The sequence below is a fragment of the Pseudomonas sp. 3A(2025) genome, assembly GCF_054589175.1.
On record NZ_BAAILM010000101.1, the window covers coordinates 38,833 to 58,093 of the forward strand.

At 61.6% G+C, this 19,261-nt stretch carries 16 protein-coding genes and 1 pseudogene; 8 read left to right on the top strand and 9 right to left on the bottom strand.

The genetic code is table 11. The features are described from left to right. Positions 1-31 precede the first annotated feature (31 nt). From ACYP2A_RS26085 to ACYP2A_RS26100, 4 genes are all read right to left on the bottom strand, one after another. Complete coding sequence (locus tag ACYP2A_RS26085; protein WP_459748821.1) at positions 32-778, bottom strand: gamma-glutamyl-gamma-aminobutyrate hydrolase family protein; 747 nt, start codon at positions 776-778, stop codon at positions 32-34. Between the two features lie 56 nt (positions 779-834). Then, positions 835-2,115 (bottom strand): NAD(P)/FAD-dependent oxidoreductase, encoded by a 1,281-nt coding sequence (locus ACYP2A_RS26090; protein ID WP_459748822.1) that lies wholly within the window; start codon positions 2,113-2,115, stop codon positions 835-837. Positions 2,116-2,155: 40 nt separating this feature from the next. After that, positions 2,156-3,649, bottom strand: coding sequence for an aldehyde dehydrogenase (locus tag ACYP2A_RS26095; protein ID WP_459748823.1), 1,494 nt, complete (start codon positions 3,647-3,649; stop codon positions 2,156-2,158). 135 nt (positions 3,650-3,784) lie between these two features. Beyond that, positions 3,785-5,167: a glutamine synthetase family protein gene (locus tag ACYP2A_RS26100; protein WP_459748824.1), complete on the bottom strand. Its 1,383-nt coding sequence runs from the start codon at positions 5,165-5,167 to the stop codon at positions 3,785-3,787. Between the two features lie 101 nt (positions 5,168-5,268). Between ACYP2A_RS26100 and ACYP2A_RS26105 the strand changes: the two genes are divergently transcribed. Continuing rightward, a complete protein-coding gene (locus ACYP2A_RS26105) occupies positions 5,269-6,156 on the top strand; it encodes a LysR family transcriptional regulator (RefSeq protein ID WP_459748825.1) in 888 nt (295 codons plus the stop codon). A 12-nt stretch (positions 6,157-6,168) separates the two neighbouring features. On the opposite strand, the pseudogene ACYP2A_RS26110 reads toward ACYP2A_RS26105, so the two are convergent. From ACYP2A_RS26110 to ACYP2A_RS26130, 5 genes and pseudogenes are all read right to left on the bottom strand, one after another. Further along, positions 6,169-6,687, bottom strand: a pseudogene (locus ACYP2A_RS26110) (methyl-accepting chemotaxis protein); the annotation flags it as partial. 647 nt (positions 6,688-7,334) lie between these two features. Continuing rightward, positions 7,335-8,483: an MFS transporter gene (locus tag ACYP2A_RS26115; protein WP_459748826.1), complete on the bottom strand. Its 1,149-nt coding sequence runs from the start codon at positions 8,481-8,483 to the stop codon at positions 7,335-7,337. 43 nt (positions 8,484-8,526) lie between these two features. Beyond that, positions 8,527-9,030, bottom strand: coding sequence for a DUF3237 domain-containing protein (locus tag ACYP2A_RS26120; RefSeq protein WP_459748827.1), 504 nt, complete (start codon positions 9,028-9,030; stop codon positions 8,527-8,529). A 14-nt stretch (positions 9,031-9,044) separates the two neighbouring features. Next, a complete protein-coding gene (locus ACYP2A_RS26125) occupies positions 9,045-10,379 on the bottom strand; it encodes an alginate export family protein (protein ID WP_459748828.1) in 1,335 nt (444 codons plus the stop codon). A 105-nt stretch (positions 10,380-10,484) separates the two neighbouring features. Then, positions 10,485-11,714: a serine hydrolase domain-containing protein gene (locus ACYP2A_RS26130; protein ID WP_459748910.1), complete on the bottom strand. Its 1,230-nt coding sequence runs from the start codon at positions 11,712-11,714 to the stop codon at positions 10,485-10,487. Between the two features lie 181 nt (positions 11,715-11,895). Between ACYP2A_RS26130 and ACYP2A_RS26135 the strand changes: the two genes are divergently transcribed. The 7 genes from ACYP2A_RS26135 (at position 11,896) to ACYP2A_RS26165 (ending at position 18,910) form a co-directional block, all read left to right on the top strand. Continuing rightward, the gene (locus tag ACYP2A_RS26135) at positions 11,896-12,525 is read left to right on the top strand and encodes a TetR/AcrR family transcriptional regulator (protein ID WP_459748829.1); all 630 of its coding nucleotides are present in this window, start codon (positions 11,896-11,898) and stop codon (positions 12,523-12,525) included. A 308-nt stretch (positions 12,526-12,833) separates the two neighbouring features. Beyond that, positions 12,834-14,072 (top strand): OprD family porin, encoded by a 1,239-nt coding sequence (locus tag ACYP2A_RS26140; RefSeq protein WP_459748830.1) that lies wholly within the window; start codon positions 12,834-12,836, stop codon positions 14,070-14,072. A 132-nt stretch (positions 14,073-14,204) separates the two neighbouring features. Further along, entirely contained in the window at positions 14,205-15,011 is an 807-nt protein-coding gene (locus ACYP2A_RS26145) for an NAD-dependent epimerase/dehydratase family protein (RefSeq protein WP_459748831.1), read from the top strand. A gap of 55 nt (positions 15,012-15,066) precedes the next feature. After that, positions 15,067-16,038, top strand: a complete 972-nt coding sequence (locus tag ACYP2A_RS26150) for a TRAP transporter substrate-binding protein (RefSeq protein ID WP_459748832.1) — start codon at positions 15,067-15,069, stop codon at positions 16,036-16,038. 70 nt (positions 16,039-16,108) lie between these two features. After that, positions 16,109-16,636 (top strand): TRAP transporter small permease, encoded by a 528-nt coding sequence (locus tag ACYP2A_RS26155; RefSeq protein WP_459748833.1) that lies wholly within the window; start codon positions 16,109-16,111, stop codon positions 16,634-16,636. Beyond that, a complete protein-coding gene (locus tag ACYP2A_RS26160; protein WP_459748834.1) occupies positions 16,637-17,917 on the top strand; it encodes a TRAP transporter large permease in 1,281 nt (426 codons plus the stop codon). 69 nt (positions 17,918-17,986) lie between these two features. Further along, positions 17,987-18,910 carry an EamA family transporter gene (locus ACYP2A_RS26165; RefSeq protein ID WP_459748835.1) on the top strand — a complete coding sequence of 308 codons (924 nt, stop codon included), beginning with the start codon at positions 17,987-17,989 and terminating at the stop codon, positions 18,908-18,910. Positions 18,911-19,261: the final 351 nt, after the last annotated feature.

Genomic DNA, 19,261 nt, shown 5'->3' on the forward strand with positions numbered 1-19,261 from the left:
GTTTTATTGGAATTATGGCTGGTGGGGAACGTTACCGATTGCGCGCATACGCCTGGCACGCTTCACGGAAGGCTTCGAACATCCGCAACGATTCGGGATTTTCCAGAAAGCGCCATTCGGGGTGCCATTGCACGCCCAGCACGAAGCCTGGCGAATGCTCGGTCGACACCGCTTCAATCAGCCCGTCGGGGGCCAGTGCTTCGGCCCGCAGGTCGGGCGCCAACTGGTCAATGCCCTGGCTGTGCAGGGAGTTGACCTGAAATTCGGACGCTAGCCCCAGACGCTCCAGCACCCCGCCCTTTTGCACGGTCACGCCATGCTGCGGTGCGTATTGCTCGGCCAGTGAGTCGCTTTTTGGCTCGCGGTGATCCAGATAGCCAGGCAGTTCCTGCACCCGTTGATGCAGGGTGCCGCCCAGGGTCACGTTGAGTTCCTGAAAGCCCCGGCAGATGCACATCACCGGCACGCCCTGGTCGATGGCGGCGCGCAGCAGCGGCAAGGTCACGGCATCGCGCCAGGCGTCGTGCTGGGTGCCTTCGGCGCTGGGCGCGCCGTGGTAATGGTGCGGCTCGACATTCGAGGGCGAGCCGGTAAACAGGATACCGTCCAGCTGTTGCAACAACAGCTGCGGATCGGTCGGTGTGCTCAGCGCAGGCAGCACCAGGGGGATACCGGCAAACGCCGCCGCTTCAACGTACTTGTCGCCCACGGTGTGCGAGGCGTATTTGCCCAGCATCTGCCGGCAGGCGGTAACGCCAATCAGGGGAAGACGAGACATGGTGGATCCTCGCATCGGAAACATTGTGTGTGGGGACGGCGTTGGTTTTGGGATGTTTACACGCCCAGCCGGTCACGCAACTGGTAGTACGAAGCGCCGAGCGCGGTAAACGGTACGCGCAGCAAACGCCCGCCCGGGAACGGGTAATGCGGTAAGCCGGCGAAGGCGTCGAAGCGTTCGGCTTGGCCGCGCAGGGCTTCGGCGAGCAGCTTGCCGGCCAGGTGCGTGTAGGTCACGCCATGCCCGCTGCAACCCTGGGAGTAGTAGATGTTGTCGCCCAGCCGGCCGACTTGCGGCAGGCGCGACAGGGTCAGCAGAAAGTTGCCGGTCCAGGTGTAATCGAACTTCACGTTTTTCAGTTGCGGGAACACCTTGAGCAGCTTGGGCCGGATGATCGCTTCGATATCGGCCGGGTCACGCGCGCCGTAGACCACGCCGCCGCCGAAGATCAGGCGCTTGTCGGCGCTGAGGCGGTAGTAGTCGAGCAGGTAGTTGCAGTCTTCGACGCAGTAATCCTGCGGCAGCAGGCTGCTGGCCAGTTCATCGCCCAAGGGTTCGGTGGTGATCACCTGGGTGCCGCACGGCATCGACTTGGACGCCAGTTCTGGCACCAGATCGCCCAGATAAGCGTTGCCGGCCACCACCACGAACTTTGCCCGCACCTGCCCCAGCGGCGTGTGCACCACCGGGTTCGGGCCGCGATCGATACGCGTGGCCGGGCTTTGTTCATGAATCCGCCCGCCGAGTTTGACCACGGCATCGGCTTCGCCCAGCGCCAGGTTCAGCGGGTGAATGTGCCCGCCGCTCATGTCGAGCATGCCGCCGACATAACGGTCGGTGCCGACGATCTGCTGGATGCGCTGGGTGTCGAGCAATTCCAGCTGTGTGTGGCCGTAGCGTTCCCAGAGTTGCTGTTGCGACTCCAGGTGTCCCATCTGCCGACTGGTAATGGCAGCGAACACGCCACCGTCTTTCAGGTCGCACTGGATACCGTATTTAGCCACCCGCTCACGGATGATGCGCCCGCCTTCGAAGGCCATCTCGCCCAGCAACCGCGCCTGGTGCGGGTCGACGGTTTTTTCGATGACGTCGATGTCGCGGCTGTAGCTGTTGACGATCTGCCCGCCGTTACGCCCCGAGGCGCCAAAGCCTACCTTCGCGGCCTCCAGCACGGTGACGGAAAAGCCCTGTTCCAGCAGAAACAGCGCGGTGGACAGGCCGGTGTAACCGGCGCCGATGACACACACATCGGTCTCGATCGACTCGCTCAGCACCGGGTATTCAGCGTGGTAGTTGCGCGAGTCGGCGTAGTAGCTTTGAACGTGTTGTTGCTGCATGGTCGATTCTCCGAGGCTGGGCGGCCTGCGCCGCCGGCCCTTACAACTTGATCCAGGTGGCTTTGAGTTCGGTGTACTTGTCGAAGGCGTGCAGCGACTTGTCGCGGCCATTACCCGATTGCTTGAAGCCACCGAACGGCGCGGTCATATCGCCGCCGTCGTACTGATTGACCCACACGCTGCCGGCGCGCAATGCCTTGGCGGTCAGGTGCGCCTTGGACAGATCGGCTGTCCAGACACCGGCGGCCAGGCCGTAGACGGTGTCGTTGGCGATACGGATCGCTTCCTCGACGCTGTCGAAGGCGATCACTGACAGCACCGGGCCGAAGATTTCTTCACGGGCAATGCGCATGGCGTTGTCGACGCCATCGAACAGGGTCGGCTCGACGTACAAACCGCCGGTGTCGTGCAAGGTGCGCTGGCCACCGCTGAGCAGTTGCGCGCCATCGGTTAAACCCGCGTCGATGTAACCGAGCACGGTGTCGAGTTGCGTGGCGTCTACCAGTGCGCCGACCCGCGTGTCGGGGTCCAGTGCATGGCCCGGCTGCCAGGCTTTCAGCGCTTCGACCACCATGGGTACAAAGCGGTCCTTGATCGAGCGCTCGACCAGCAGGCGCGAACCTGCGGTACACACTTCGCCCTGGTTGAAGGCGATGGCGCTGGCGGCGGCTTCAGCGGCAGCCGCCAGGTCAGGCGCATCGGCAAACACGATGTTCGGGCTCTTGCCGCCGGCTTCGAGCCACACGCGCTTGAGGTTCGATTCGCCGGCATAGACCATCAGTTGTTTGGCGATGCGGGTGGAGCCGGTGAACACCAGCGTGTCGATGTCCATGTGCAGGCCCAACGCCTTGCCGGCGGTGTGGCCGAAGCCCGGCAGCACGTTGAGCACACCGGCCGGAAGACCGGCCTCGACCGCAAGCGCAGCAATGCGGATCGCGGTCAGCGGCGACTTTTCCGAAGGCTTGAGAATCACCGAGTTGCCGGCCGCCAACGCAGGCCCCAGTTTCCAGCAGGCCATCATCAGCGGAAAATTCCACGGCACGATGGCGGCGACCACACCGACGGCCTCGCGGGTGACCAGACCCAACTGGTCATGCGGGGTGGCGGCGACCTCGTCGTACAGCTTGTCGACTGCTTCGGCGCTCCAGCGAATGGCATTGGCTGCACCCGGTATGTCGATCTGCACGGCATCGGCAATCGGCTTGCCCATGTCGAGGGTTTCGAGCAAGGCCAGCTCGTGGGCATTGGCGAGCATCAATTCGGCAAAGCGGATCAATACTTTTTTGCGCGCAGCCGGCGCCTGGTGCGCCCAGACGCCACTGTCGAAACGGGCACGGGCCACGCTGACGGCGCGGTTCACATCGTCGACATCGCAACTGGCGACCTGCGCCAGCAAACGGCCGTCGACAGGGCTGATGCAATCGAGCGTCGCATCGCAAACGGCGGCGACGTAGTGACCATCGATAAAGGCGCGGCCTTCGATGGACAGGCTCTGGAACAGCTGTTCCCAGTAATCACGTGACGGGATATTCATGGTTTTTCTCTTCAAGACCGGACACCGCTATTCCCGTAGGAGCGGCTTTAGCCGCGAATGGGTCCACCACAGAATTGCGGCGTATGCTTCCCGGCTAAAGCCGGTCCTACGGATCATCAGACAGCATGTCCGGGTTTAAACGGTATGCAGATACCAGTTGTATTCCAGATCGGAGATCGACACTTCGAACTCGGCCATTTCGCTCTCTTTGCACGCGACGAAGATGTCGATGTACTCGGGGCTGATGTACTGGTTCATGATTTCGCTGTCGTCCAGTTCGCGCAGGGCGTCGCGCAGGTTGTTCGGCAGGCTCTGCTCGAGTTGCTCGTACGAGTTGCCTTCGATTGGCGCGCACGGTTCAAGCTTTTGCGTCAGGCCATGGTGAATGCCGGCCAGGATCGCCGACATCATCAGGTACGGGTTGGCATCGGCGCCGGCGACACGTTGTTCGATACGGATCGCGCTGTCATTGCCGGTCGGCACACGAACCGCAACGGTGCGGTTGTCCAGGCCCCAGCTCGGCGCGTTGGGTACATAGAACTGCGCACCAAAGCGGCGGTACGAGTTGACGTTGGGGCACAGGAACGCCATCGAGGCCGGCATGGTTTCCAGGATGCCGGCGATGGCGTGGCGCAGCGGTGCGTGCGCTTCGGGATCATCGGTGGCGAAGATGTTCTTGCCGGTGGCCTTGTCGAGCAACGAGATATGCACGTGCAAACCGTTGCCGGCCTGGCCCGGATACGGCTTGGCCATGAAGGTGGTGTCCATTTCATGGTCGTAGGCGATGTTCTTGATCAGGCGCTTGAGCAGCACCGCGTAGTCGCAGGCCAGTATCGCGTCTTCGACGTGGTGCAGGTTGACCTCGAATTGCGCCGGCGCACTTTCCTTGACGATGGCGTCGGCCGGAATGCCCTGCTCCTTGGCGGCCTCAAGAATGTCTTGCAGGCATTCGGCGTATTCGTCCAGGTCATCGATCAGGTACACCTGGGTCGAATGCGGGCGCTTGCCGGAAATCGGCGAGCGCGGCGGCTGTGGCCGGCCGTTGATGTTCTCCTGGTCGATCAGATAGAACTCCAGCTCGAACGCTGCGCAAATGGTCAGGCCCAGCGTATCGAACCTGGCGACGATCTGGCGCAGCACTTCGCGCGGGTCGGCGAAGAATGGCTGGCCGTCGAGTTCGTGCATGGTCATCAGCAATTGCGCAGTCGGGCGCTTCTGCCAGGGTTCGTAAGCCAGGGTGCCGGGAATCGGGTAGCAGATCCGGTCGGAGTCGCCGATGTCCAGGCCAAGCCCGGTGCTTTCCACCGTCGAGCCATTGATGTCCAGAGCGAACAGTGAGGCCGGCAGGTTAATGCCGCGCTCGTAGACCTTGTGCAGGCTGGGACGCTCGATGCGCTTGCCGCGCACCACGCCGTTCATGTCGGAAATGAGCAGATCGACATATTGCACATCGGGGTAGGTTCGCAGGAACTCACTGACTTCATCTGAAACGATGGCGCGCGGGGATACCGACGACATGATGGAACACCTTTGATGGTTTTTTTGGTGGGGCGTGATTTGACTCTAAATGACAATCGATGCAATAAACATTGGCGCTTTAGCAACCTGAGTTTGCACCCATGCAATATGAGATCAACCATAACGACCTGGCGCTGGTACTGGCGCTGGTGCGCGGACGCTCGCTGGCGCGGGCATCCGAGCTGCTGCAGGTCGATATTTCAACGGTGTTCCGTTCGATCCGGCGACTGGAAAGTTCGCTGGGCAGCGCCTTGTTCGAAAAGAGCCGGCGCGGCTACATTCCCAACGAGACGGCGCAGGCCATGGCCGAGCAGGCCGAGCGCGCCGAACAGGCTCTGGGCGCGGCACGCATGGCCTTGCGTCAGGGTGAACAGGTGGTCAGCGGCACGGTGCGCCTGACCTGTACCGAGGCGGTGCTGCACAGCCTGATGCTGCCAGCGCTGGCCGGGTTCATGCCGGCTTATCCGGCACTGAATCTGGAGCTGTCGACGTCCAACAACTTCGCCAACCTCAGCCGCCGCGATGCCGACATCGCCCTGCGCCTGACCGACACGCCGCCCGAGCATCTGGTGGGCCGCCATCTGGGCAGCGCCGCCTATGTGATTTGCGGCCACCCGGATTTTCGGCAGGCGCTACTCAGCGATCCGGCGTCGGTGCCGTGGGTCGCCCCGGACGACTCAATGCCCGAGCATGTCTCGGTGATCTGGCGCGAGCGTACTTATCCACAGGTGGTGCCGCGCTACCGTTGCAGCAGCATGGCGGCGGTGGCGCAGATGGTCAGCGCAGGGCTCGGTGTCGCGGCCTTGACCGACTTTACCGCCCGCGACCTGCATGGCGTCGAAGCCCTGAGCGAGCCGCTGGTGGGTTGCAGCACCGAAGTCTGGCTGCTGACCCGCCCCGATTGCCGGGACTTGCGCTCGGTGCAGACGCTGTTCGATGAACTGACCCCGAGATTGCGCGAAACGCTGGAGCAGGCAGCCGACGTCTAGGCCGTTCGGCTTTCAAGGCATCTTGAAGCGCTCCAGCAATGCGCCTTGTTCAGTGGCGCAGGCGCGCAGGGTGGCCAGTTCGGCCACCGAGGTTCTGGCATGGATATCCAGCTCGGCGGCCAGCGCACGCACACGGGTCACGGCGGCGTTGATCTGTTCGGACACCGCACGCTGTTGCTGGGCGGCACTGTCTATCTGGCTGTTCATGGTCGACATCTGCACCACGCCCTCGCCGACGCCGTACAGCGACTCGATCAAGGTGTCGAACAGCTGCGCGGTTTCGCGGCCGCGCTGTTGATTGGCAGCCATCGACTGCACCACACCGGCGGTGTCTTTTTGCAGCGCCTCGATGATGCTGCGGGTTTCTTCGACCGAGTGCTGGGTGCGCCTGGCCAGATTGCGCACCTCGTCGGCGACCACCGCAAAACCGCGACCATGCTCGCCTGCGCGCGCAGCCTCTATCGCCGCATTGAGGGCCAGCAGGTTGGTCTGTTCGGCAATGTCGCGAATGATGTCCAGCACGCTGCCGATACGCCCGCTTTTGGCTGACAATTGATCGACCTGCTGGTTGGCCCTGGCCAGTTCATCGACCTGGCTGGCCACCAGCGTGGTGGTGCGTTCGATCAGTTCGGTGCCGTCCTCGATGGTCTGCAAAATCGCGCCTGAAGTCTGTGCCGCCGAGGCCGTGCTGCGGGCGATGTCCTGGGCCGAGATATTCATTTGGTGAACCGCCGTGGCGACCTGATCGATGTCCAGCCGTTGCTGATCCATGACCGCCAGGTTTTGCTCGCTGCCCTGAATCGACTGCGCTGACACCCGGCTCAATTCGCCTGCGGTTTCCTTGACCCGCTGGATGACCGGTTGCAGCCCATCGAGAAATCCATTCAGGCCGAGCATCACGTCGCCCAGCTCACCGCCCCTCGCCCCGTCAAGACGGACAGACAAGTCCCGATGCAGACTCTGGGTCATGGCCGCTATGTCCCGCAGCGGGCGGAACATCCAGGCAGTTGCCATGACCACGGCGCCCATGAGCAACGTACAAACGGTGACAACCAGCATGAGCTGATCGCCGCTCATGCCCGGTGCCAGAATCATGATCAACACACTGGCCAGAATGGCCAGGCACGCCCCGACCATTACGATCACTCGTGCACGCAACGTGGCGAACAGGCCCCGGCTCATACGGCACGCTGACGGGTCAGAACAAGCATGACCAGCATCAGCACCCCGCCCAATACCACGGTGCCGGACGACAGCATGAAGATGCCTTGCCGGCTGTCTTCGTGCATGAACAAGGCCAGCAAGGTCGGCGCAGCGGCGGCCGCCGACACCTGCACCACACCGACCAGCCGGGTCAGGCGCCCTTCGGGGTCGTGGGTGACCACCGAGGACATGTAATAGGACAGCGCCAGGTTCCAGCCCAGGTTCATCAGGAATACGGCAACGGCCAGGTCCGCCGCATCATGGATCTGCGCAGCGAACAGATAAATCGACAGCAACACGATCAACGAACCTGCAAGGATCATCGGCACTCGACCCAACCGGCGTCCCAGCAGGCTGGGCAAGGCCGCACCCGGCAAGCCGCCCAGCAACCCCACACTGATCGCCCAGCCGATATCGACCGGCGCAATGCCGGCATCAGCACCGATGCCCTCGACAAACCCCCACAGCGAGTAGATCGACAATTGCAGCAACAACATGCCCACCAACGAGCAGACACCGATGAGGGTCAGGCCCGACAGACGCCCGTTGGTACGCGCCGGCAGCACTTCGTCGACCTGCCGCGCCGGCAGGCACACGCACGCCAGGCACACCAGTGCATACCAGCCGGCAACGAAGTAGATGGCCCAATAAAAGCCCAGGCGTTCGGCGATGATCGGCATGACCGCTGCACTGAAGGCAAACAGCGCGGTTTGTACGAACAACAGAATGCCGTAAGAACGATCCTGCCCGCTCATTCTTCCCAGGCAGTAAATGGCGTAGGAATACAGCACGCCTGCGCACACCCCAGAGACCAGCCGCAAGGCCAGCAAGTGGTCGAACTGCTCGACACTGGCGGTGAAAAAGTTCGACAGAAACAACAACAGCGCGCTGCCCAGGCCGATGCTGCGTGCGCCCAGGCGGCGGATCATCGGCAGGCACAACAGGGTGCCAAGAATCGAGCCGCACATTTCGGCCGACATGACCCAGCTCTGCTGCACCAGAGTCAGGGTCAGACGCTCGGCCAACAGGCCAATGAAGATCGGTTGCACGCCGATCACGATGATCGATGCTGCCGCGATGAAGATGCAGGCCACACGCACAGCCATTGGGTGAATTGTTTTCATCAGGGATACCCGTATGTAAATAGAGCGCTCAGTGGCTGTGGGGTCAGGCCAGGCGATAACAGTGGATGACCACCTGGTCTGCCGTCGGGTAGACGGCACGGCCGATGAACGTGCCCTGCCCAAGCCCATCGAGACGCCCGCGCGGCACCTGAAACCTCGGCGTGCAGGTGCAGCGGTAATGCGCCTCGTCGATCGGCCACAGGCCTTGCGCTTCAAGCGCCTGGCCCTGCTCACTCATTACGATCAAGCCGGTGTTATGGATATTGATCAGTTCGCCCTGCTCGGTGCGCAGGCTGTAGCGGGCATCCAGTTCACCGACGCCGTCAGCACGCTGCCGATAGAAGTCGGCACCGCCCGGCAGCACCTCGCCACGCAGTACCTGGCCACCGGTTGCAGCGCCTTCGAAGCGCCCGCCCAGAATCGGGTAATTGCTGCGCTGCCCATCGGCACATTCGCCCAGCGTCTGCACAGCCACCGTCACTTGCAACGTCATCACCCACTCCAGCGGCGGCACCTGGCGCCCTGATTGCACGATTGTCGTCATCATGTTTTATCCCGGAATCAGTAGCGGTAGGTGAAATACAGCTCAAGCGCGCTGAAGCGTTCGTCATTGCCGAACACCTGTCTGGCGGCGGCCTTGGCCGTTACCCAGTTGTACGACAGCGAGGTATACAGGCGCGGCGTGGGCGTCCAGTCGAGGTACACCACCGTCTCGTCGGCAAAGCGCCGGTCACTGACCGGGGCGCCTTGATAGTTGTCCTTGTCGAGCCAGAATTGATAGTGGATGGCGCCCAGGGTGAAGGTGTCGCTCAGGCGGTTCTTGAGCGAGAACTGCTGAACCCTTTCGTTGCTGTTGAACAACAGGTAGTTGCCCACCACATCGCCGACCAGCCAGGTGCTCCAGTCCACAAAGCCTTTGGACAGCGGGTCCCAGGCTTTCTGGCGGTTGTCGGCCAGGTTGTCGTCACCGGAGAACGTCGCGTAGCGGTAGCCAAGCACCGGCGTGAACGGCAGGGTATCGAAGGTGTAGTCGGCCTGTGCATACCAGGCGCTGGCATCGTAGTCGACGCCTTCGCCACTGCCGCGTTCGATGGCGTATTCGCCATTCAGACTCAGGGCCGGCAGACCCGGAATCCGTGCGTTCAGCGCACGCAGGTTGTACACCTGCATGCCATCGCGGCGTGCCTGCACCCGTCCCTTGCGGGCCAATGCATCGACTTTGAGCGCGGTGGCGCCCAGCGCGACCTGGCCGCCCAGGTCGTAGTCGAGGTTGCCACCGGTCATGCGAAAGTCGCCCAGATGGTCGTCGGTGCGCAAGCTGAAGGCCTGGGCCTGCCACGCACCGTCGCCCCAGGCCAGAATCGCCGAATCCTTGAAAGCGGTACGCGGCCCTAACCAATAGGCGCCGTCACCGAACGCATCGAGGTTACCGTCCATGACGATAAAGCCGGTGCCAATCTTGTAGTTCTGCCGTCCGGCGGTAAATTTCCAGTGGCCGGCGCGCAAGCCGGCGTACAGCTCCTCGGTGGTGGTGTTGCCGTCGGAACTGCGGGTAAAGCCGCCGGCATCGCCATCGCCCAGGGTGGTGGCGGCGACCACCGAGCCGCCGGCCAATAAACCCAGCTCATTGCCCAACGAATAATCCAGGGTCACGCCCGGCTTGATGTACACCTCCTGCCAGCCGATCTTGCTGCCGCCATTGCTGCCGTTACGAATATCGACCCGGCCGGCGCCGAAGTTCACGCCACGGGTGGTGACGGTGGCCGCACCCGCCGCGAAATTGACCTCCCCCTTGAGGTTGCCCTCTTCGAAGGCATAGCCGGCCCATGAGGGCTGACTGGCCAACGGCAGGCCGAGTGCGAGCAGCACGCAGGAAAAACGTGTTGTTGAGTACATATGAAGCTCCTGTGCGTTTGTTTTTGTATTACAGGGCAGTGGTAAAGGTGGCGCAGTCGGCCACAAGGCCTGGCAAGACCAGGCTGAACTCTTGTTATGGGTCGATCAGATGCGGTTGCGAGTCAGTTGCGCGGTGATGGCGCGGAACATGCGCACGCTGTCGGCATCCAGGTCGGTAACCGCTTCGGGCAACGACGACTGTTTGACGATCACCACTTGCGAAGGGATGTCGACAAACAGGTACTGGCCATGAATACCGCCGGCCATCAGCGCCTGGCTGTGGTCGTTGAACACGTACCACTGGCTGCGGTAGGACGCGCCGGGGGTCCATTGCGCGAAACTCTGGTTTTTGGCGTAGATCGCCGGATCGCTGCCGCTGGCAATCGCCTCGATGGCGCTTTCGGCAAGCAGTCGTTCACCGTTGTGAAGCCCTTTGCTGGCGAGCAGTTGGCCGAAGCGGGCCATGTCGCGCAACGTGGCGCTGAAACCTGCGCCGGCGACACTGCGGCCCCAGGGGTCAGCCATGAAATAGCCGTCGCGCTCACACCCCAGCGATTTCCAGACCCGCTCCAGCAGCGCATGACACGAAACGCCCGAAGCGCGCTCCATCACCCAGGCCAACGCTTCGGTGGTGGCGGTCACATAGTGGAAAAAGCCGCCATGTTCGCCGCGCTTCTGCAGGGAAGGCAGGTACTGGTACAGCGAGGCAAAGCGCGCATATTCCGCCGGTGCCGGCTGAAAGCCGCAGGCATAGCCGTATTGCGAGCTTTCCGAGTCCGGATCGTCGTAAACCTCGCTGTAGGCAATGGCCACTGCCATGTCGAACAACTGGCGCACCGTAGCATCGCCAAAGGCACTGCCTTGCAGTTCGGGCACGTAGCTCTGGGCCTGCGCCTCGCAATCGAGCAGGCCCTGCTGAACCAGTTGTTCACCAAGCACACCGATCAGCGATTTGGTCACCGAGAACATGATGTGCCGGTCCGTCGCTTGCTGGCCGTTGAAGTAGCGCTCATGCACCACACGGCCCTGCTGCATGATCAGAAAACCATCGGTCTTGCTCGCCAGCAGGTGGTCCATGACATTCACCGACAGGCCGCAGACACTCTCGAACGACAGGTCATCAAGGTCCTGAGGTGCTAACGGTAACGGCGTACTGCAAGGGCCGGCCTGCACATCGATGGTCGGGCGCAGCCGCGCCAGATGACGAAACCCCCAACGATTGAACGGCGGGCGCATCCAGTTGCTCCAGGTTACCCGTCGTGCCTGCACGGCCGGAAAGCCTTCCATCAGCGCAGGTTGATCCTGCTCGGCCTTGAATGCCGAATGGGCCTGCATGTACTGGGTGACAAGGGGATGGTCAAGAATTTCGCTCATTGGGGCGGGTCCTGGAAAATGACTCTGCATTGGAATATGGCGAAATAATTAAACCTATAAAAACTTTTAGTCAATAAAATATTTGCCCAATAAAAGAGCGTACGCCTATCATTTGGCTCAAGGTCAGGATTCAGGAGTGCACGTGAGCGGATTGCGGGAACATCAAAAGGAACAGCGTCGCCAGGCTATCGCCAAAGCGGCCATTGAGCTGTTCCAGAGCCAGGGATTTCAGGCCACCACCATCGAGCAGATCGCCAAGGTGGCGGGGGTTTCAGCGCCGACGGTGTTCAAGTATTTCGGCAGCAAGCAGGAAATCATTCTGGAGATGATCCGCGAGGCCGACCAACGTGCGATTCGCGATCTGAGCGAGCATGTGTGCTATTTCGATGACCCGGTCGATGCGCTCTGCCACCTGGAAAGCCTGCTGGTGGGCTATAGCCTTGAAGTGCTGCCGGCGGCGTTGTGGAAGGAACTGCTGCCGCTGATTCTGACCGGCGGTACCGAGTTGCCGGAAGCCTACCGTCAGCTCAACAGTGCCTTGCAGGCGGAAATCGCCACTGTGCTGCGCGACCTGCAGAGCGCTGGCAAACTAAGGCCCGATCTGGATGTGGCGCAGGCGGCGTTCATGCTCAACGATTATTCACACCTGCAACTGCTGCGTCTGACCAGCAGTGCCACACCGGATATTCAGGCGCACCGCGAAAGCGTGCGGATGGCCACCCGGTTCATGTTCGAAGGTATGCGTAATCCACTGTTGCCCGTCTGCGACTAAAGTCGCGGCCGTTGTGCGTTGACAATATCTCCAGCCGTTGTTAATAATCCACGCAGTCATACGATAACGCACAACAAAAACAACAATGAGTGAGTCTAACTATGTCGCCTTCATCTACTACGCGCCCCTGTGCGCGGCATTATTGTTGTCTTTCTTCCCCGGCCAGTAACTTCAGTGCAGCGGGCTCTTTAAAGAGCAACTAGCAGCCTGCCTGTTTGTTTGCGCACACCTGTTTTATCCCCCTCCTGCCACGCGCTGCGCGTGCCTGGCAGATGGACTGTCTCATCCAGAACGGAAGCACAACAATAATGAAAATCCGCCAAACCCTTCCTTTTGCCCTGATCAGCGCCGGTGTCATCGGCAGCCTGCCTGGCGTCGGTGTCGCCGCAGGTTTCGTCGACGATACCAAGGCCACGCTGGGCCTGCGCAACTTCTACATCAACCGTAACTTCGTCGACCCCAACAACGCGCAGAGCAAGGCCGAGGAATGGACCCAGAGCTTTATCCTCGATGCCCGCTCCGGCTTTACCGAGGGCACGGTCGGGTTCGGTGTGGATGTACTGGGGCTGTACTCGCTCAAGCTCGATGGCGGTGGCGGCACTTATGGCACCGCCCTGCTGCCGCGCCACAGCGACGGCCGTCCGGCCGATGACTATGGCCGGCTGGGTGTGGCCGGCAAGGCCCGGTTTTCCAAGACCGAGCTGAAAATCGGCGAATGGATGCCGGTGCTGCCGATCCTGCGCGCCGACGATGGTCGCTCGCTGCCGCAAACCCTGCGCGGCGGGCAGATCACCTCGAAAGAAATCGACGGCCTGACGCTCTACGGCGGTCAGTTCCGCGCCAACAGCCCGCGCAATGACGCGAGCATGGAAGACATGAGCTACGGCGGCGGCCTGTCGGACCGCTTCAATTTTGTCGGTGGCGAATACACCTTTAACCAGAACCGCACGATGGTCGGCCTGTGGAACGCGGTGCTCAAGGACGTTTACGAGCAGCAGTACCTGCAACTGACCCACAGCCAGCCGATCGGCGACTGGACCCTGGGTGCCAACCTGGGCTATTTCCAGGGCGAAGACGACGGCTCACGACGCGCCGGGCGCCTGGACAACAAAACCTGGTCGGGCATGTTCTCGGCCAAGTTCGGTGGCAGCACATTCTATGTCGGCCTGCAGAGGGTCAACGGCGACACCTGGATGCGCGTCAACGGCACCAGCGGCGGCACCCTGGCCAACGACAGCTATAACGCCAGCTTCGACAACGCTGAAGAGCGCTCCTGGCAAGTGCGTCATGACTACAACTTCGTCGCCCTGGGCGTGCCTGGGCTGACCCTGATGAACCGTTATATCAGCGGCCATGATGTGCGCAGCGGCGCAGTCACCGATGGCAAGGAATGGGTACGCGAATCGGAATTGGCGTACGTCATTCAGAGCGGCACCTTCAAGAGCCTCAACATCAAGTGGCGTAACTCGACCATTCGTCGCGACTTCAGCACCAACGAATTTGACGAGAACCGGCTGATCTTCAACTACCCGTTGTCGATTCTGTAACAAAGCCCCGGCAAAGTTGATTCACGTACGACTCTGGGCGAATTGACAAGCAGCAAAACAGCTGTCGATAATCGCCCAAGTCATACGACAACACATAACGCACAACAACCATAACAACGAGCAGAGCTGGCCATGACCACAACACCTTTCAATCGCCTGCTGCTCACCGGTGCAGCAGGCGGCCTGGGCAAGGTTCTTCGCGAACGCCTCAAAGGCAGCGCCACGATCCTGCGCCTTTCAGATATCAGCCCGATGGACCCCGCCACCGGCCCGCACGAAGAAGTCGTGCAGTGCGACCTGGCCGACAAGGCCGCAGTGCATGAGCTGGTCGCCGGCGTCGATGCCATCGTCCACTTTGGTGGCGTATCGACCGAACATTCCTTTGAGGACATCCTCGGCCCGAACATCTGCGGCGTGTTTCATATCTATGAAGCGGCGCGCAAACACGGGGTCAAGCGGGTGATCTTCGCCAGCTCCAACCACACCATCGGTTTCTATAAACAGGACGAACAGATCGACGCCCGTTCGCCGCGTCGTCCTGACAGCTACTATGGCTTGTCCAAATGCTACGGCGAAGACATGGCCAGCTTCTATTTCGACCGCTACGGCATCGAGACCGTCAGCCTGCGCATCGGCTCCTCGTTCCCGGAGCCGAACAACCGGCGGATGCTCAGCACCTGGCTGAGCTATGACGACCTGACCCAGTTGATCGAGCGCGGGCTGTTCACCGCCAACGTCGGCCACACCGTGGTCTATGGCGCCTCGGCCAACCCGACCGTCTGGTGGGACAACCGCTACGCCGCGCACCTGGGTTACGCGCCCAAGGATTCTTCAGAACAATTCAGCGCCGCCGTCGAGGCCCAGCCGCAACCGGCGGAGGATGACCCGGCCAGGGTGTATCAGGGCGGCGCGTTCGTCGCCTCCGGCCCCTTTGACTGATCCTGCTGTAAACGCCTCACAACGAAACAACATAATAACAACACGGAGTTTCATCATGACCTTCAAACGCAAGTTGCTCCTTGCCGTTCTTCCGTTGGCGATTAGCTTGTCTTCGACCGCTTCGGCGCTGGAGATCAAGTTCGCCGAAATCCACCCGGCCGGCTACCCGACCGTGGTGGCTGAAGAGAACATGGGCAAGAAACTCGTCAAGGACACCGACGGCAAGATCACTTTCAAGATGTTCGCCGGCGGCGTGCTCGGCTCCGAGAAAGAAGTCGTCGAACAAGTGCAGATCGGCGCTGTGCAGATGGCCCGCGTCAGCCTCGGTATCGTCGGCCCTGTGGTGCCGGACGTGAACGTGTTCAACATGCCGTTCGTGTTCCGCGACCACGAGCACATGCGCAAGATCATCGATGGCGAGATCGGCCAGGAAATCCTCGACAAGATCACCAACTCGGACTTCAACCTGGTGGCCCTGGCGTGGATGGACGGCGGCACGCGCAACCTCTACACCAAGAAGCCGGTGCGCAAGATCGAAGACCTCAAGGGCATGAAAATCCGTGTGCAGGGCAACCCGCTGTTCATCGACATGATGAACGCCATGGGCGGCAACGGCATCGCGATGGACACCGGCGAGATCTTCAGCGCCCTGCAGACCGGCGTGATCGACGGTGCGGAAAACAACCCGCCGACCCTGCTGGAACATAACCACTTCCAGAGCGCCAAGTACTACACGCTGACCGGTCACTTGATCCTGCCGGAGCCGGTGGTGATCTCCAAGTCCACCTGGAACAAGCTCACCCCAGAGCAACAGGCGCTGGTCAAGAAAGTTGCCCGTGAAGCGCAGATGGAAGAGCGCGTGCTGTGGGACGCCAAGTCAGCGGCCAGCGAAGAGAAACTCAAGGCGGCCGGTGTCGAGTTCATCACCGTCGACAAGAAGCCCTTCTTCGACGCCACCCAGTCGGTACGTGACAAATACGGCGCGCCGTACGCCGACCTGATGAAACGCATCGCAGCAGTCCAGTAATACCCGTTTCCCTCTCCCGGATGACCTCTGCAGGCGCGGCCCCCACCGCCCTGCAGCCTTGGATGTGCCTATGAAAACGTTCTTTCTGCGTCTGAACGATGTGTTGTACAGCAGCTGCATCTGGATTGCGGGCCTGTCGATCCTGACCATGACGCTGATCATTCCGTGGGGCATTTTTGCCCGCTACGTGCTGGGCACCGGCTCCAGCTGGCCGGAGCCGGTCGCGATTCTGTTGATGATGGTGTTCTGCTTTATCGGTGCGGCGGCCAGTTACCGGGCCGGTGCGCACATGGCCGTGTCGATGGCCACCGACCGTATGCCTGAGCCACTGCGCAAGGCGTTTGCCGTGCTGGTGCAATTTTTGATGATTGCGGTGTGCGTGTACATGACCTGGTACGGCGCCAAGTTGTGCATCACCACCTGGAACCAGTTCCTGGCCTCATTGCCGGGTGTGCGGGTCGGCATGACCTATGCGCCCATCCCGATTGGCGGCCTGCTGACGCTGAGCTTTGTGCTGGAAAAACTCATTCTGGGCGATCAAAGCCATCGCAAGGTCGTGCGCTTTGACCACATCGAAGAAAACGAAGGGGCCGCATAAATGGATGCCTTGATTCTTTTGGGCAGTTTCATCCTGCTCATCCTGATCGGCATGCCGGTCGCCTATGCGTTGGGGCTTTCTGCGCTGATCGGTGCCTGGTGGATCGATATTCCGTTACAGGCGATGCTGATTCAGGTCGCCAGCGGTGTTAACAAATTCTCGCTACTGGCCATTCCGTTCTTCGTGCTGGCCGGGGCGATCATGGCCGAAGGCGGCATGTCGCGACGACTGGTGGCATTTGCCGGCGTACTGGTGGGCTTCGTACGTGGCGGCTTGTCGCTGGTCAACATCGTCGCATCGACCTTTTTTGGCGCGATTTCCGGCTCGTCGGTGGCTGACACGGCCTCGGTCGGCTCGGTGCTGATTCCGGAAATGGAGCGCAAGGGCTACCCGCGCGACTTCTCCACGGCCGTGACCGTCAGCGGTTCGGTACAAGCGCTGCTGACCCCACCCAGCCATAACTCCGTGCTCTATTCGCTGGCCGCCGGCGGCACGGTGTCCATCGCTTCGCTGTTCATGGCCGGCGTCATGCCGGGGCTGCTGATGAGCGCCATCCTGATGGGCTTGTGCCTGATTTTCGCCAAGAAGCGTAATTACCCTAAAGGTGAAGTGATCCCGCTGCGTCAGGCGCTGAAAATCGCCGCCGACGCACTCTGGGGCCTGATGGCCATGGTCATCATCCTCGGCGGGATTCTGTCCGGGGTGTTCACCGCGACCGAGTCGGCAGCGATTGCCGTGGTCTGGTCGTTCTTCGTGACCATGTTCATCTACCGCGACTACAAGTGGCGTGACCTGCCCAAACTGATGCACCGCACGGTACGGACCATCTCCATCGTGATGATCCTGATCGGCTTTGCCGCCAGTTTCGGCTACGTCATGACCCTGATGCAGATCCCGGCGAAGATCACCACCGCGTTCCTGACCCTGTCGGACAACCGCTATGTGATCCTGATGTGCATCAACGTCATGCTGTTGCTGTTGGGCACGGTGATGGACATGGCGCCGCTGATCCTGATCCTGACCCCGATCCTGCTGCCGGTGATCACCGGTATCGGCGTGGACCCTGTGCAGTTCGGCATGATCATGCTGGTCAACCTGGGGATCGGCTTGATTACACCGCCGGTGGGCGCGGTGTTGTTTGTCGGCTCGGCGATCGGCAAGGTCAGTATCGAGTCGACGGTCAAGGCGCTGCTGCCGTTCTATGCCGCGCTGTTTCTGGTACTGATGGCGGTGACCTACATTCCAGCCATTTCGCTGTGGCTGCCTAGCGTCGTGCTGTAACGTTCAGCGGCAACCTCAACAGGCGGGCCGCAATGGCCCGCCTTTTCTTTGCAAATGGATTTTGTGCTCATGGCTGTTCCCTCTGCTTCTCCCCTTCCCCTGCCTCGGCATATCGCCGTGGCAATCCTGGCGCTGCTGGCCTGCTGCTTTGCCGGCAACCATATTGCGGCGCGCTTTGCCTTCGATGACAGCACCGGCGTACTGCTGGCGATTTTGTGTCGCTCCGGGATTACCTTGCTGGCGCTGGCCGGCCTGTTGTTGTGGCAGCGCCAGTCGCTGAGCCTGCCGGCGGGTGCCTGGCGCTGGCAATTGCTGCTGGGCTTGCTGATCGCCACGCAAAGCCTGTGCCTGTACTCGGCGGTGGCGCGGATTCCGGTGGCGCTGGCGTTGCTGGTGGGCAACACCTTCCCGATCATTCTGGCGCTGCTGGCGTGGGCCCTCGGCGGACCGCGCCCGACCCGGCGCACCGCATTGCTGATGGGCATGATCCTGGTCGGCCTGGTGCTGGCGCTGGATGTGCCGGCACGGCTGGCCGCCAGCGGCGAGTCCAACCCGCACTGGACCCTCGGCGTCAGCCTGGCCTTTTGTGCCGCCTGTGTATTTGCCTGTGCGCTGTGGATCACCGACCACAAACTGGCTGCGGTACGCGGCCCGGTGCGCAGCCTGCTGACCTTGCTGGTGGTGTTCGTCAGCATGCTGGCGGCAGGCGCCAGCGGGGTGATGCCTTCGGGCTTGTCGATGCCGGGCAGCAGCACCGGCTGGGTGGCGCTGGCCAGCCTGGTGGTGCTGTATGGCATGGCCTTCACCTTGTTGTTCGTCTGCGTACCGCGCCTGAACATGGCGCAGAACGCCCCGGTGATGAACATCGAACCGATCGCCACCCTGATCCTCGGCTGGGCCCTGTTGAACCAGAGCCTGAGCGCGATGCAGTTGCTGGGTGGCGCGGTGGTGGTGGGTGCGATTGTGCTGCTGACCTATCGCAAGACCTCGTAGGAGCGGTTTTAGCCTGGTTCGGCACCCCGACGAAGGACACGACACCGTGTCGCGCCCTTCCCGACTAAAGCGGATCGCCGCCCGACGGATCGCCGCCCGGTCGGTCCTATGGGCTAATGCTGATCAGTTAAGCCGGTTTTCGCCGATATTTCGCCTGGCGCCGAATCCGTAGGAGATCACCCGCCGCCTTGGCGCCGCGCTGTCGCGCAGCAAACATTGGATGTAGGAGGGGCCGGTCGGCGTCCCGATCTGCCGGAATGCCGGACCATCGCGATCGGCTGCGCAGCAGTCGTAGATTTGCAGCGTTTCGACGATTTCTGTGAGCGCTTCGCGCTCAATCGCCAGCAGAGC